This window comes from Acidithiobacillus sulfurivorans, from assembly GCF_018853815.1.
Classification (GTDB): domain Bacteria; phylum Pseudomonadota; class Gammaproteobacteria; order Acidithiobacillales; family Acidithiobacillaceae; genus Acidithiobacillus; species Acidithiobacillus sulfurivorans.
Genome location: NZ_JAAOMP010000116.1, coordinates 1 through 14375 on the forward strand (window position 1 = coordinate 1; position 14375 = coordinate 14375).

Genomic DNA, 14375 nt, shown 5'->3' on the forward strand with positions numbered 1-14375 from the left:
CATCCGCCACACCCGTCAGGCACCGGCGGGGGCCACCCTGTTGCTCTGGGGAGCACAAGCTGCGCCGGAGGGCCACCCCATTATTCATGTGGAAGATGGGTTTTTACGCTCCATTGGTCTGGGTGCGGACCTGATTGCGCCTTTGTCTTATTGTTTTGATGGTAGCGGTTTATATTACGACGCCAGCAAAGCTTCGGACCTTGAACGAATACTTGCTACCCATGATTTTGATGCGACGCTTCTGGAGCGCGCCCGTGCCCTGCGCGAGCAAATCGTGGCTTTGGGACTCACCAAGTACAACGTCGGGCAGGGGGGGTGGCAGCGGCCGGAAACCCGTCACCCCAACATTCAGCCTGACCTGCAGGCATTGGCCCGGAATCAGGCCTTTACCCAGGTCATCCTGGTCCCCGGACAGTTAGAAAGTGACGCCAGCATTGCCCTGGGCAGCGCCAGCACCCAGAGTAATCTGGCGCTGCTGCGCAAAGTGCGAGAAATGCACCCCGACGCCTATCTGGTTTACAAGCCCCACCCTGACGTCAGTGCCGGGCTGCGCCGGGTGGGCGCGGGTGAAGAACAGGCGCTTACCTACTGCGATGAAGTGGTTCATGATGTCAGCATGCATCAACTGCTGAGTCAGGTAGATCAGGTGCATGTCATGACTTCCGCAGCGGGCTTTGAAGCACTGTTGCGCAATAAACCGGTGACCTGTCACGGCAGTCCTTTTTACGCCGGATGGGGTTTGACGAACGACCGGGAAACGATCCCCCGGCGGCAACGCCCACTCAGTCTGGACGCCCTGGTCGCTGCTGCGCTCATCCTCTACCCCCGTTATATTCACCCTCAGGAACAACGCCTCTGCAGCCCCGAAGCCGCAGTCAATGCCTTACATGCCCAGCGCGGTGGCGCAAACGACTATCCCTGCCGTTCTGGCGCAAAGCCTTTCGGCTGGTGCTGCGTCAGGTGGTGGGGGTGCGATGAAAAAATTCGTGTTTCTGCAAGGGGTCGCCAGCCCGTTTTTTGCCCTGCTCGCTGATCGCTTGGTTCAGCGCGGCCATCAGGTGCTGAAAATCCAGTTTTGTGGCGGAGACATGGTCTACTGGTTTCCGCGCAAGGCCCTGCATTTTCGCAAAAGCCTGGACGTGCTGCCAGAATTACTCCAGCAGACCTTCCAGCGCGAACAGATCACCGATGTCGTGCTTTTTGGCGACCAGCGCCCAGTACATCAGTCCGTGCATACCCTCGCCAAAGCCCAGAATATTGCCGTCCACGTTTTTGAAGAAGGCTATTTGCGGCCATTCTGGCTGACCCTGGAAAGGGGCGGTGTCAATGCCCATTCCCAACTCCCCAAAGATCCAGACTGGTATCGCCACATTATCGATCGGGTGCCCATACCCGATAATAGTCAGGAGTTTCTCGGCAAGTTCAAAATACGCGCCCTGCATGATGTGCTTTACCACAGTGGCGATATCCTGAACCCTGTTGCCTACCGGCATTATCGGCATCATGCCCCCATGCATCCCATGCGCGAATACCTTTGGTATGTGCGTCGCTACCCCAAAGTCCGGCACCGCCTAAAAAGCGATCTGGTCCGTAATTATCGTTTTGTCGAAAGTGGCCAGCCCTTTTTCCTGCTCCCTTTGCAGCTCTACAGTGACAGCCAGATCACCTGTCATTCGCAGTTTTGTGATACTTATGATTTTATTCGCCAGAGTCTGGAATCTTTTGCCCAATATGCCGACAAAAACCTGCATCTGGTCATTAAAAACCATCCGCTGGACCCCGGCATTCTCCCCTATGAAGCTTTTGCACAGAAAACCGCCCGGCAATTGGGGATTCTCGACCGGATTCATTATTATGATTACGGCAACCTCGAACTTTTCCTGCTGCATTGCCAAGGGGTGGTGACTATCAACAGTACGGTGGGCACCTGGGCACTAAAAACCGGAAAACCGGTGATTACTCTGGCCGATCCGGTTTACAATGTGGCTGGCCTGACCAGTCAGCAGAGTCTTGCCGAGTTCTGGAACCAGCCCCATGCACCCGATCCGGAGCTCTGGTCCGCGTTCCGCCGGGTGCTGATATATGGCACCCAAATCAACGGCGGCTTTTATTGCAACACCGGTATGCAACTGGCGCTGGAAACTGCCGCCGCCAGACTTGAACTACAACAGTCCCCTATAGAGGAACTTTTATGCCGCAACGATCTCCGCAAACCATCCTCCTTACCGGCGCGACCAGCGCCATTGGCGCCGCCCTGGTCACCGCCTACGCCCGACCCGGCGTAACGCTGCACCTGCATGGGCGTAACCGCGCAAAACTGGACGCCATTGTGCAGACTGCCCAAACCCAGGGCGCAATCGTCACTCAGCGCAGTTTTGACGTGCGCGACAGTGCCACCCTGCGTGCCTGGGTAGCGGATTGCGAAAAAAACGGCCCGCTGGATCTGGTGATTTCCAACGCCGGCATGAACATCAACACCGGCCCCGACGAATCCGGCGAAGTCTGGGAAGAAGCCGAAGCGCTCATGGCTGTCAATCTGCACGCCAGTCGGGTGCTGGTAGATGCCGTGCTCCCCGCCATGCGCGCCCGCCACGCCGGGCAAATCGCCCTGATGAGCTCGCTGGCCGGTTACTTCGGCCTGCCGGTCACCCCCAGCTATTGCGCCTCCAAAGCGGCCATCAAAGCCTATGGCGAAGCCTTGCGTGGCTGGCTGGGAAAAGAGGGCATCGGCATCAGTGTCATCATGCCCGGCTATGTGGACTCGGTTATGTGTCGGGAAATGCCCGGCCCCAAGCCTTTCCTCATGCAGCCCCCGCGCGCTGCGGCACTCATCCGCCAAGGGTTGGCCCGCAACCAGGCGCGCATCAGTTTTCCCTTTCCCCTCAATTTCGGGACCTGGTGGCTGGCGGTACTCCCTGCCGCCATTTCCGTCTGGATAGTTGGCCTGATGGGCTACAACGGTCACCATGACTGAACTGCTCTGACCCTGGTGTTTGAGCATCGGCTGGCTGCTGTCCTTTGCGGCAGAAGCGTTGGTGCATCCCCGCCCCAAACTGCTAGGCCGCCCCTTATGGACCTACCTGCTCCATAGCGGCCTGTGGCTGCTGATATTCACAATTTTTCTGCTCATCGTCCAGCGCCCCATTTTTGCCATGCTGGCGGGTCTCGGCATCTGGCTGGCGGTGGTCCTGGTGGGCAACGCCAAAGCAGCCAGCCTGCGTGAACCTTTTGTATTTATGGACTTTGAATACTTCACCGATGCCATCAAACATCCCCGTCTGTATTTACCCTTTCTCGGTTTGTGGCGGGCCATCGCCCTGGGGATTATTGCCGTAGCCGTCATTGGCACGGCACTCTGGGCGGAAACGCCGCTGACTGCACAAATGCCCTGGCTGGTTTTTCTCAAATATGGTGCCTTGTCGCTGTTCGTTGCAGCCTGCCTGCTCTGGGTGGGCGACCGCTGGTCTGACGCGCCCAGCCTGCAGCCGGACAAAGATATTCGCGACATGGGCTTCGCCCCTAGTCTCTGGTTATATGGCTGGGCAGAGCGGGCAACTGTTCAGGTGCCCGCTCTGCCCGACCCTTTGGTCCCCGGTCAGAACCGCAGCCGGTTATTCCGGGTCCGAATCCGAATATCACAGAATCCCCCAGTCATACAGAATCAACCGGTCATCTGATCATCGTCCAGAGCGAATCGTTTTTTGATGCGCGCCGCCTCTGGCCACATATTGCCCCGGAAGTGTTCAGGGAATTTGACGCAGCCCGTCGTCAATGTGTGCAAAGCGGGCAAATCCGTGTACCGCCCTGGGGTGCCAATACCATCCGCACCGAATTCAGTCTGCTCACCGGCTGGTCGCCTGCTGCGCTCGGTATTCATCAGTTTCAGCCTTACCGCTTTCTGGCGCGTCGGCCCCTGCCCAGCATCGCCTGGCGACTCAAGGCCCAGGGCTACCGGACCATCTGCATCCACCCCTATCCCTCCAGCTTTTACGCCCGCAATACGATTTACCCGCTGCTCGGTTTTGACGATTTTCTGGATGTCGCGGAATTTACGCCGGAAGACCGCAGTGGCCCCTATACTGGCGACCGGGCGGTTGCCGACAAGACCCTGCAAATACTGCAGGGGGCCACTCAGCCGACCTTCATATTCATTATTACCATGGAAAACCACGGCCCTCTGCATCTGGAATCGGCCAGCGCCGCCGAAAAGAAAACCCTGCTCTTGCAGGAGCCTCCCGTCAGCGCCGATGACCTTGCCATTTACCTGCGCCACGTCCGCAATGCTGGGGCCATGCTGCAGCAGTTCATGACCGAACTGCCCAAGCTGTCCCTACCCAGTGTGCTGGGGTTTTATGGTGACCATGTCCCCATCATGGAAAAACTCTACGAAGCCCGTCATTTTGAAGATGGCCGCACCGACTACTGGCTCTGGTCCTCCCGCCACCCAGCCCCCGGCAGCCCTCAGCACCCGGAAATTGCCGTCGCAGAACTGGGCGTCCGTGCACTGGATTTAATGAAGTAAAGGTTGGTTGGTTTAATGCAGTACGTCTACCGCGAGCCCATGGGCGGCTTTCTGCAAGCGCATGTCTGCTGTCCACAACGCCTCACAGCGGTGCGTGAGCGCCACAGCCAGATGTAACGCATCCGGGGTTTTCAGACCAAAACGGGCACGGAGCATTGCACCTTGCGTGAACACTTCATCAGACATATCCAGCAAGGTGAACTGCGACATTCCATCCTCATAGTAACGTTGTAGTGCAACATTACCATCGCGCATGGGGGCGACCAGGCACTCAAATTTCACCAAGGATGAAATGGCATAACTCGAAGCAGGTTTCTGCTTCAGCGCAGATTTGACGCGAGCACCCCAAACGGGATGATCCTCGAAAGCATAGACCAATAAACAGGTGTCCAGATAAATTAATCCCATCCCTGTCTCTCCTGAACCAGTGCGTCATCTATTTCCTGCCCTGAGCGTCGAAGAGCTTGTGGGAGCGGGTGGTTGTCCAGCCAGGTAAGTATGTCATGCTGATCTGTATCGGATGCAGGATTGACCGGTACCAACTTCACGGCCGGTATTCCCCGATGGGCAATGATGACTTCTTCACCTTGCCGGGCAAGACGCACCAGTTGGGATAAACGATTTTTAGACTCCAGTATATTGATTTGCATGTTTAAGTTCTCGCAGTAACTGCACCAAGGCTAACTTAGCCAGAATGTGAGGCTTTCTAGCCAGATTGTCAAGTATTTGGTGCTCCCCATTAACAGATCCCGCAGATGTGCGGGATAGAGCACACAGGCGTCCAGGATGATCGTGAATTGAGAATTGTGGAAACTCAATCGTAGCCCATTCCCATTTCTTGGGCTTGCATCACCATTCGTATCATCAGGGATTGTAAGGCAGGATTTAATTTTGACGTGCTTGGATCGGTTCGCATATGAGGCGCTCAAGCTGAGACTATTGCAATCGAGAGTGGCACAGGCAATGACTGACATCAAAGCAGGCAATACTGTCGATGGCGAGTCCTTTTTTGATCGACATTCGCCTGCTGGCCGAAACGCCTTCCCTGGGTAAGTCCAAGCCAGATATTGGCGAGGATGTTTTGAGTTTCCCTTATGCCAGTCACATCATTTATTATTTGGTCCATGAACGGCAATTGGTAGTTTTTGGGGTACTGCACAAGCGAATGGTGCCGATGAACCACCTGGACGGGCGCGAGCTCCCTGAATTTAATCCCCATTAACAAGCCTTTTATTTTTCATTAACTTCGGCAGAACGTGCTTCATTTGAGAGATTCCGCAATACCCAGGCCCGCTTCATTTCTTGTAAGCACGTAAGCAATTATTGGAGATAACTATGCCTGTCATCAATATGCACGAAGCCAAGACCCAGCTTTCCCGCTACGTAGATCAGGCAGCATCGGGTGAGGAAAAATTATCATTGCCAGGGCGGGTAAACCGGTCGCGCGTCTGGTTTCTATGCAAGAGTCAGAAAATTTGCGTGTTCTGGGGCAGGGTAAAGAGCGTTTTACCATGCCGGAAAATCTGGACCACCCCCCTTCAAGCAGAGATAGAAGCCATGTTTTACGAGCATGAATCGTAACCTATGACGCAAAGATGGGCTTCTGGACAATTCATAAATCCCTCAAAAGATATTTGTGAACATAATAGCACCCCATAAACTTGCGCTATTGGTCCAGCTTTACGTGCTCCTAGCCCTAATCAGCTGCGAAATAGAAATATAGAGGCACATCGGATTATCGAGAGTGGGAGTAAAACCCAGGCGCTGATAAAAGTGTGCTGCGTTCTCACATTTTGCGTCCACTATAACGGCATACAAATCCACACGCTCGGAGAATTCTATAGCCAGATTCAGCGCAAAAGACAATAAATTCTGTCCAATCCCTTGTTTTTGATAACGGCTATCCACAGCCAAGCGGCCAACTCGCAAAATAGGGACTGGGTATCGTGGCAGATGCGCAGAAGGTAATGCTTCACTGGCAACCTGCCCAACACTGATAGTAACAAAGCCCAAAATATCAGGAAGGTCATCACGCTGTGCCACATATGTTTTACCTACACCGCGACGTTGCTGCTGTCCCGCATGATCACGCAGAAAAACATTCAGAGCATGATTACCGCAATCAAAGTGAGTACGCCCGTCCTGATGGTTCAGCAGCTCAATACGATCGGCCATTTATTGGCGATTCATCAGGGATTGTAAGGCAGGGTTAGGAGTAGGGGCTTGTTCGCAAGTGCTGATAAATACTTGAAAAGCGGATTGGGATAGGCGTAGCGTGTTTTGTTCGGTGACCACCTTGCAAGCAGCGGCGTAGGCATTTTGTAATATAAAACTGGAGACAGTAGTCCCCATCAGTGCGGCAGCCTGCTCGATGACTACTTTGGCCTCCGTACTAGCGCGAAGGTTGATGCGTGTGGTTTCCAATAGATCGGACATAAAAATCAGCTCCCTCTTACAATAAACCAATATCATCTTTGTACATCATATTGATGTACAAACAAAGCACTAAGCCTGCTTTCAGCATCAGCACCAACAAAGCGCCTCGGTGCATTTTTTCATTACAAAAGCAGCAAAGTAGGGGTAACCCTCAGTTTTTGAATGTTTAACCGCAAAAGAGGGATTTCTTAAATGGCATTAGTACCTGTCATCCTCTCCGGAGGCGCCGGCTCGCGTTTATGGCCGTTGTCCCGCAAGGCTTTCCCCAAACCCTTCGTGGCCCTGCCCGACGGCGAAAGCCCCATCCAGAAAACCCTACGCCGGGTCATCGACATTAAAGAAGATGCCCCACTGCTGACGGTGACTAACCGCGATTACTACTTCCTGACCCGCGACACCTTTGCCGAAGCCGTATATAAAGCGCAACAGCTTGCCGAACAAGGCTATCTGGTGACCTTAGCCCCGAATTAAAAGTTCTCCCGGAAATTTTCGGCGATCTTTTCCAGCGTATTCATTAACGTGGAATCTCTGTCTGTTCCATCGGTGTCATCAGGTTTGTTTTGATTCCAGTGTTTTGTAATTGCAATCAATAAATAAATGTTGCGGGCAGTAAAACCGGAGCAGTAAACCAGGATATAACCGCTGGTTCGTCTGAATTGTGCTTGCTTGAATGGAAAGCCATTCTCATTAAAATGTAGGTGCTGCAGTTCAAGGTAAGAACGATTATGTGTGAAATTATAGGGAACATCACGCCCAAAAGTTATAGGCAAACCTTTTCCTTCTTTGTAAGCACGGAAGTCTTCAACCAACTCTTTTGTTTTTTGCTCACCGAAAGAGTCTTTCAGAGCACAATAAGCGAAAATCCTGATCATCGCTAATGTTACGGCTATGTTATAAACACTCGTCGTAGTCGTTAGTTGGCCCGTTTTTTATCTTTATAGCCATCCCGGTAGTGATTTTGTCCATATCTACTCCCTCAGCGGTGAAATGGGCTGGAATACTTTGTAAATCTGCCCTACCACGTTGAGCAAATTCACAATAAGCCGTCATTTCTTCAAAAAGTTCGGCTGGGACGACGTAGAACTGCACCCGATTGTTAGACGAAACGGCAATAGCATCTCCTTGGGCTTCTAGAAGTGCTGCATTGGGGTTATTTTTAAACTTGCTGACAGGGGTGGTATAGCCACACATCACTTTCTGCAGTATGGACATGTTGAGTGCTCCAGTGAAGTTAATCGCTAAAAGACCTAAATTTGGGGATAAGTATAGACTTTTGTTTGGCTGGATTCTAGTAGTGATTCATCTGAAGCGGGTCAATAGCACCCCATAAACTTGCGCTATCGGCCCAGCTTGAGGCATTATGACCGAAAACAACACTACAAAAGCAGCAAAGCAGGGGTAAGCCTCAGTTTTTGAATGTTTAACCGCAAAAGAGGGATTTCTTAAATGGCATTAGTACCCGTCATCCTCTCCGGAGGCACCGGCTCGCGTTTATGGCCATTGTCGCGCAAGGCTTTCCCCAAACCCTTCGTGGCCCTGCCCGACGGCGAAAGCCTCATTCAGAAAACCCTGCGCCGGGTCATCGACATTAAAGAAGATGCCCCGTTGCTGACGGTGACTAACCGCGATTACTACTTCCTGACCCGCGACACCTTTGCCGAATGTGCCCGCATTCATGGCCAAACCGTGCGCAATGTGCACTACCTGCTCGAACCCGCCGGACGCAACACCACCCCGGCCATGGCCGCCGCCGCGCTCTGGGCGCAAGAAGTCGCCGGGCCGGAGAGCATCCTGCTGGTGCTGCCCTCGGACCACCTCATTCATGACCATAAAGCCTTTGCCGAAGCCGTACACAAAGCGCAGCAGCTTGCCGAACAAGGCTATCTGGTGACCTTTGGTGTCATCCCGACGGGTCCCGAAACCGGTTATGGCTACATTCAGAAGGGCAGTGCCCTGGACAGCGGTTATCAGGTCGCCCGTTTTGTTGAAAAACCTAATCAGAGCAAAGCCCAGGATTACCTCGACAGCGGCGACTACCTCTGGAACTCCGGCATGTTCTGCATGCGCGCCGACAGTCTGCTCAATGCCCTGCAAACAGATGCCCCGGAAGTGCTGGAAGCCGTTCAGGCAGCCATCGCCTCCGCTACCCGCAACGGCGACACCTGGGAACTGGGTCAGGAATTTGCCCTGGCCCCGGACATTTCCATTGACTACGCTGTCATGGAAAAAGCCCCCAATGTGGCCGTGGTGCAAGCCGATTTCGACTGGAATGACCTGGGTGCCTGGAGTGGCTATGGTTCTTTGATGGCCAAAGACGCCCAAGGGAATCAGGTACACGCCCCGGAATGTGTGCTGGTAGACAGCCAGAATTGCGTCGTCCAGAGTCCTGAGCGCCTCACGGCCATTCTTGGTTTGCAGGATATTTTGATTGTGGACACCCCCGACGCCCTGCTGGTGGCCGACCGCCGCCGCGATCAGGAAGTCAAAACCATTGTCGAAAAGCTCAAGGCCCGCAAACACAGCACCGTCGATCTCCATGCCACCGTCCATCGTCCCTGGGGTACCTACACCACTCTGGAAGAAGGCGACCATTTCAAAATCAAGCGCATTGTCGTCAAAAAAGGCGAAAAACTCTCCCTGCAAATGCACCACCACCGCAGCGAGCACTGGATTGTAGTGTCTGGCACCGCCCGTATTGTCAACGGGCAAGAAGAAAAACTCATCATGACCAACCAGTCCACCTACATTCCGGCGGGCTGTCACCATCGTCTGGAAAACCCCGGTATGATGGATCTGGTACTCATCGAAGTGCAAAGCGGCGCTTATCTGGGTGAAGATGACATCGTCCGCTTTGATGACATCTACGGACGTGCTGAAGCTGCAGCAACCACTGCCTAAAACCAAAACACAATCAGGAAACGACTGCGTGCTCAAGGCCCTCTGGACCCGAGTCAAAAACCTGAACAAGCTCTTTATCTGGATCGTTCTGGTCCCAACAGGGTTATCCATCCTGTATTTTGGATTGATTGCATAACCTATCCATATTAGCTAAACAAGATTTGTGGTGTACGGTCCCAAACAGCGGATGAGTTCCAGTGGACTGGCCTCCTTGCTCAGTAATCTGGGTGGCAGCAATTCCACCACTGCGGCACAAACTATCAGCTCCTACATTTCGTCCTGGGACGGCATCATGGCGGTCAACAAGCTGTATCCGCTGAAACAGGTTTATGGCAACGACCATATTGATATATTCAACCGCTTTGGTGGCGTGTTTCATCCTTATTCATCATTCATCCATGGTGCGCCTGTGGCGTTACTACCAAAATATGGTGGCCGATACGCTGGACAGTACCAACGGCATCAGCGAACTGAAGGTGCGCGCCTTTACCGCCCACGATGCCCAGAAAATCAATGATTTCTTGCTGGCGAAAAGTCAGGATATTGTCAATCAACTGTATGAGCGGGATAGTCTATGAACTGGATCATCTTCATCCGTTGCTGTGGGAGGTGACAATACCAGCTAAAGCCCCAAATCCAGAGCGTGTGCTCAAGATCGTCGTCTCATACAGCATGCACTGCTTCACTAGGAAACCGTTCGCAGATGAGATTGTCTCCGCTGAAGCCAAATATTCCGACAACTGAGAGACGCGTATTTTTGATTCTGGAAGGTGGACCTTGTCTAAGCGCTTGCCGATCATAATTGCTGACCTGGAAAAAAGACGCTGTCTGCATTCCGGACAGTTCGGTGTTGGTCACCTTTTGATGTACCCGAAGCGATTACCTTCGGTGTCGATGAGGAGGAAGCCCTGCTGAATGCCATTGATGCGTTGGAAACCGGCTTGTCATTCTATGTGGATACCCGCAGTGAAGCTGTTGCCGAATTCGACGCGTACTCCGCCACACTGACGCCCATCTGACACCGGCTGCACGGGAATTGACGGATAAGGATGTGCTGCGACTGGTGAAAGAATCACGTTGAATTGGCCACTATACTGCAATGGTTTGATCTTCTAAGTACTTCGCCGTTAGGGAAAGCCTATAGCAACTCTTTCAGTTGATATAAAACGGCCAATGCTTCTCTGGGGCTGATGTTGTCAGGGTTCATTTGTTCCAGCAGCTCCAATGCGGGGTGGGGTGTTGCTGCAAATAGGGGGATTTGTGCCGGTGGATTTTGCGTGGATGCCGGATTGGGCAAGATGCTTGGTCGTGCAGAGCTCGAATTCTCAAGTAATTGCAGCCGTACCTTGGCGGTGCTGACCACTTTTTCTGGAATGCCAGCCAGGCTGGCCACGGCCAGGCCATAACTCTGGGCGGCTGGCCCTTCTTCGACACGATGCAGGAATATAACCTGATCGTTCTGGGCGACAGCATCCAGATGCAGGTTGCTGAGCTTCGGGCTTTCCAGTTCGGTCAGTTCAAAATAGTGGGTAGCAAAAAGCGTAAATGCCCCGCGTTCCAGCAGCGCTTCTGCGGTGGCCCAGGCAATGGCGAGGCCGTCATAGGTGGCGGTGCCGCGCCCGATTTCATCAAGAATGACCAGACTCTGAGCGGTGGCCAGATGCAATATGCGGGCGGTTTCGCTCATTTCCACCATGAAGGTCGAGCGCCCGCCCGCCAGATCGTCGGCGGCACCAATGCGGGTGAATATCTGGTCGATAGGCCCGATAATGGCTTCGCGAGCGGGCACCCAGCTGCCGATATGCGCGAGCAGTACGATCAGCGCGCTCTGGCGCATATAGGTGGATTTACCGCCCATGTTGGGGCCGGTAATCAGGTGCATCCGCTGTTGTCCATCAAAATGAAGGTCGTTGGGCACAAACTGACTGCCCATTTGCGCTTCGACGACCGGGTGTCTGCCATCAAGAATGTGTAGGCTGCTTTCCGCCACCAGTTGCGGTGCAGACCAATTCAGCGATAAGGCGCGTTCAGCCAGGGTACTCAGAACATCCAGTTCCGCCACTGCAGTCATGGTGTTCTGCAGGGCTGCAACTTCCGGTATCAGGGCATCCAGAAGCGTTGTGAAGAGCTGGCGTTCCCGGCTGAGAGCCAGACTTTCGGCGGAAAGCGCCTGATCTTCGATGACCTTGAGGGCGTCATTGATGTAGCGTTCGGCATTTTTGGTGGTCTGGCGGCGGCGGTAGTCGTCGGGAATAGATCCCTGATAACTGCGGCTGATTTCAATATAAAAGCCGTGAACCCGATTGTACTGAATTTTGAGCTGGCTGATGCCGGTGCGCTGGCGTTCTTCCTGCTCCAGATTACGCAGGACATCCTGAAGGTTGTGACTCAGGGCCTGTAAACGGTCAAGTTCAGTGTCATAGCCCGTTTGGATATAACCCCCGTCTCTTTGGGTCATGGGGGGCTGATCGACAATGGCGTTTTCCAGCAGCAGGCGGGTTTCTGCGAATAACCCGATGCGTTCCCGATAGTCATGAAGCGGACTTTGTGCGAAACGGTGCAGGCTTTCGTGCAGAGCGGGCAGGGCCTGGAGGGTGCTGCGCAATTGCGCCAGATCACGAGGATTGGCGCTGCGCAAGGCAATACGGGTGAGAATGCGCTCGGCATCGGCGATTCCCTGCAGGGCCTTTTGCAGCGGCTCCGGACCCTGGCCGGCTACCAGTGCGCTGACATGCTGCTGGCGCTGAAGCAAATCGGGTCCCTGACGCAAAGGACGTAACAACCAGCGCCTCAGCAGCCGGTTACCCATGGGCGTGCGGGTCTTTTGCAACAGAAACAGCAGGGTAGGGCCCTGTTCGTGCAGACTTTCAACAACTTCCAGCGCACGAAAAGCGGTGGCATCCAGATACAGCTCATCTTCAGCACGCTCCGGCTGCAGATGCTGGATTTGAGCCAGGCTGCCCCGTAGTTGGGATTCGGCATAATGGAGAAGCGCTCCTGCGGCACGCAGGGCCAGTGGCCAGTCGTTGCAGCCAAAGCTGTTTAGGCGTTCTCCGAAATAGCGTTCCAGCACGGCCTGACTGCGTCGGGTCTGGAACAGGGTTTTATCCAGCCCCTGGGCATGCTTGTTGTTCAGGCTGGTTTTAAGGGGCGAATCTTCGGGAAGAATGATTTCAGCTACTGGACGCCGGGCCAGCAGGTCGGCCAAGCCGGTCTGGGGGGTTTCCCTGAGCATCAGCCGCCCTCCGGCTGCATCCAGCCAGGCGAGGCCGCAGCTTGCGCCTTCTGGACAAATGGCCAGCAGCAGGGGCTCTTGATGACTATCCAGCAAGGCCCCATCGACAATGGTGCCGGGGGTCAATACCCGGACAATGGCCCTTTCGACAGGACCTTTGCTGGTGGCGGGGTCACCAATTTGTTCGCCGATGGCGATTTTTTCACCGAGTGCGACCAGTTTTCCTAAATAACCATCGACGCTATGCACCGGAACCCCAGCCATGGGGATGGGTTCTCCTGCGCTGTGCCCCCGGCTGGTGAGGGTAATACCCAGCAAGGTCGATGCTTTTTGCGCATCTTCGTAAAACAGTTCGTAAAAATCACCCATACGGTAAAATAGCAGAGCATCCGGACATTCTGCTTTCAGTCCGAGATATTGCTGCATCATGGGGGTGTGCTTCGCGCTTGGTTCAGCGGAGCTCATGGTGAGAGGGTTGCCTGTGCAAATCAATATTCATATTGCGCAGAGGATAGCGCAGGACAAGTAGTTACGGCTACGTCCGTCACCCATTACAGGTGACGGACAGGAAGAGGTACGAATGAATTCAGCTCCGGTTGCCGCCGCCAAAAATTTCCAGCAGGGCCATGAACAGGTTGATGATGTCCAGATACAGGCCGACTACCAGCAGAACCGGCTCCTGAATGCCACCGCGTACCATGCGCTGGGTGTCAAACAGAATCAGACCGCTGAACACCAGTACCAGAACGCCGGCAATAGCCAGTTGCAGGGCTGGCAGATGCAGCAGGAACATGTTCAGCAAAGACACGACAATGGCCAGAATCAGTCCGGTGATGAGGAATCCACCGATGTTGCTGAAATCCCGGCGGGTGGTCATGGCGTAGGCAGACAGGCCGATAAACATGGCCGCCGTGGTGCCCAGCGCTTCGGCAATGACGGTGGCACCGTTGGGCATCCGCAAATACATTTCAATCGCGGGTCCCATCATCATGCCCATGCCGGCAGCAAAGAGGAAAACCAGCGGTATGGCAAAAGGACTGCGGTGAGCGCCGGTATACTGCACGGCAAACAGCAGGGCAAAAGAGCCGATCATCAGGATGAAGGGATGCTCATAGGCGAACGGTGAGCTCATGCCATAAACCGCAGCAATGGCCGAAACGACCAGGGTGGCGGCCAGCAGCGCGTAGGTCTTCCCCAGCAGTGCGCCAATAGACGTGCCAGTACGGCTTCCCTGGGGATTCATGCTGTCGGGAAACTGATAGGGGTTCTGATCCTGATTCATTA

The 14375-nt window shown here is 54.1% G+C and carries 18 protein-coding genes and 1 pseudogene; 11 read left to right on the plus strand and 8 right to left on the minus strand.

Annotated elements, in window-relative coordinates; translation table 11 throughout:
• The 5 genes from HAP95_RS09625 to HAP95_RS09645 all read left to right on the plus strand — a co-directional run.
• Positions 1-1033 (plus strand): capsular polysaccharide export protein, LipB/KpsS family (locus HAP95_RS09625; RefSeq protein WP_226832704.1); only part of this gene is annotated, 1033 nt, incomplete at its 5' end.
• Positions 975-2285, plus strand: coding sequence for a capsule polysaccharide biogenesis protein (locus HAP95_RS09630; RefSeq protein WP_215884013.1), 1311 nt, complete (start codon positions 975-977; stop codon positions 2283-2285). The genes HAP95_RS09625 and HAP95_RS09630, both read left to right, overlap by 59 nt.
• Complete coding sequence (locus HAP95_RS09635) at positions 2192-2974, plus strand: SDR family NAD(P)-dependent oxidoreductase (protein WP_215884014.1); 783 nt, start codon at positions 2192-2194, stop codon at positions 2972-2974. Before HAP95_RS09630 ends, HAP95_RS09635 begins: the two co-directional genes overlap by 94 nt.
• A gap of 19 nt (positions 2975-2993) precedes the next feature.
• The gene (locus tag HAP95_RS09640; protein ID WP_215884015.1) at positions 2994-3677 is read left to right on the plus strand and encodes a hypothetical protein; all 684 of its coding nucleotides are present in this window, start codon (positions 2994-2996) and stop codon (positions 3675-3677) included.
• A gap of 62 nt (positions 3678-3739) precedes the next feature.
• Positions 3740-4522, plus strand: a complete 783-nt coding sequence (locus HAP95_RS09645) for an LTA synthase family protein (RefSeq protein ID WP_215884016.1) — start codon at positions 3740-3742, stop codon at positions 4520-4522.
• 12 nt (positions 4523-4534) lie between these two features.
• Here HAP95_RS09645 and HAP95_RS09650 read toward each other — a convergent pair whose 3' ends face one another.
• Both HAP95_RS09650 and HAP95_RS09655 read right to left on the minus strand, forming a co-directional pair.
• Positions 4535-4930, minus strand: coding sequence for a type II toxin-antitoxin system VapC family toxin (locus tag HAP95_RS09650; protein WP_215884017.1), 396 nt, complete (start codon positions 4928-4930; stop codon positions 4535-4537).
• Positions 4921-5172 (minus strand): type II toxin-antitoxin system Phd/YefM family antitoxin, encoded by a 252-nt coding sequence (locus HAP95_RS09655; RefSeq protein WP_215884018.1) that lies wholly within the window; start codon positions 5170-5172, stop codon positions 4921-4923. Before HAP95_RS09655 ends, HAP95_RS09650 begins: the two co-directional genes overlap by 10 nt.
• Before the next feature lie 344 nt (positions 5173-5516).
• Between HAP95_RS09655 and HAP95_RS09660 the strand changes: the two genes are divergently transcribed.
• Together HAP95_RS09660 and HAP95_RS09665 are read left to right on the plus strand one after the other, a co-directional pair.
• Complete coding sequence (locus tag HAP95_RS09660) at positions 5517-5744, plus strand: type II toxin-antitoxin system RelE/ParE family toxin (protein ID WP_215884019.1); 228 nt, start codon at positions 5517-5519, stop codon at positions 5742-5744.
• 113 nt (positions 5745-5857) lie between these two features.
• Complete coding sequence (locus HAP95_RS09665) at positions 5858-6103, plus strand: type II toxin-antitoxin system Phd/YefM family antitoxin (protein ID WP_226832705.1); 246 nt, start codon at positions 5858-5860, stop codon at positions 6101-6103.
• Between the two features lie 99 nt (positions 6104-6202).
• Here the strand turns inward: HAP95_RS09665 and HAP95_RS09670 are convergent, their stop codons facing one another.
• Both HAP95_RS09670 and HAP95_RS09675 read right to left on the minus strand, forming a co-directional pair.
• A complete protein-coding gene (locus tag HAP95_RS09670; RefSeq protein WP_215884020.1) occupies positions 6203-6697 on the minus strand; it encodes a GNAT family N-acetyltransferase in 495 nt (164 codons plus the stop codon).
• Positions 6698-6958 (minus strand): type II toxin-antitoxin system TacA family antitoxin, encoded by a 261-nt coding sequence (locus HAP95_RS09675; RefSeq protein ID WP_215884021.1) that lies wholly within the window; start codon positions 6956-6958, stop codon positions 6698-6700.
• 192 nt (positions 6959-7150) lie between these two features.
• Here HAP95_RS09675 and HAP95_RS09680 point away from each other — a divergent pair, with 192 nt between their 5' ends.
• Entirely contained in the window at positions 7151-7429 is a 279-nt protein-coding gene (locus HAP95_RS09680; protein ID WP_438263659.1) for a sugar phosphate nucleotidyltransferase, read from the plus strand.
• Here HAP95_RS09680 and HAP95_RS09685 read toward each other — a convergent pair.
• Entirely contained in the window at positions 7426-7830 is a 405-nt protein-coding gene (locus HAP95_RS09685) for a type II toxin-antitoxin system YafO family toxin (protein WP_215884022.1), read from the minus strand. The genes HAP95_RS09680 and HAP95_RS09685 overlap by 4 nt on opposite strands.
• A 19-nt stretch (positions 7831-7849) precedes the next feature.
• A complete protein-coding gene (locus tag HAP95_RS09690) occupies positions 7850-8170 on the minus strand; it encodes a hypothetical protein (protein WP_215884023.1) in 321 nt (106 codons plus the stop codon).
• Between the two features lie 234 nt (positions 8171-8404).
• Here HAP95_RS09690 and HAP95_RS09695 point away from each other — a divergent pair, with 234 nt between their 5' ends.
• From HAP95_RS09695 to HAP95_RS17695, 3 genes and pseudogenes are all read left to right on the plus strand, one after another.
• Complete coding sequence (locus HAP95_RS09695) at positions 8405-9856, plus strand: mannose-1-phosphate guanylyltransferase/mannose-6-phosphate isomerase (protein ID WP_215884024.1); 1452 nt, start codon at positions 8405-8407, stop codon at positions 9854-9856.
• A 329-nt stretch (positions 9857-10185) separates the two neighbouring features.
• Positions 10186-10434, plus strand: a complete 249-nt coding sequence (locus tag HAP95_RS09700; RefSeq protein ID WP_215884025.1) for a hypothetical protein — start codon at positions 10186-10188, stop codon at positions 10432-10434.
• Positions 10415-10771 (plus strand): annotated as a pseudogene (locus HAP95_RS17695) (YjaZ family protein). The gene HAP95_RS09700 and the pseudogene HAP95_RS17695 overlap by 20 nt, the downstream one beginning before the upstream one ends.
• Before the next feature lie 223 nt (positions 10772-10994).
• Here HAP95_RS17695 and mutS read toward each other — a convergent pair.
• Together mutS and HAP95_RS09710 are read right to left on the minus strand one after the other, a co-directional pair.
• Positions 10995-13556: a DNA mismatch repair protein MutS gene (mutS, locus tag HAP95_RS09705; protein ID WP_215884026.1), complete on the minus strand. Its 2562-nt coding sequence runs from the start codon at positions 13554-13556 to the stop codon at positions 10995-10997.
• Positions 13557-13677: 121 nt separating this feature from the next.
• Entirely contained in the window at positions 13678-14373 is a 696-nt protein-coding gene (locus tag HAP95_RS09710; protein ID WP_010640069.1) for a Bax inhibitor-1/YccA family protein, read from the minus strand.
• Positions 14374-14375 lie beyond the last annotated feature (2 nt).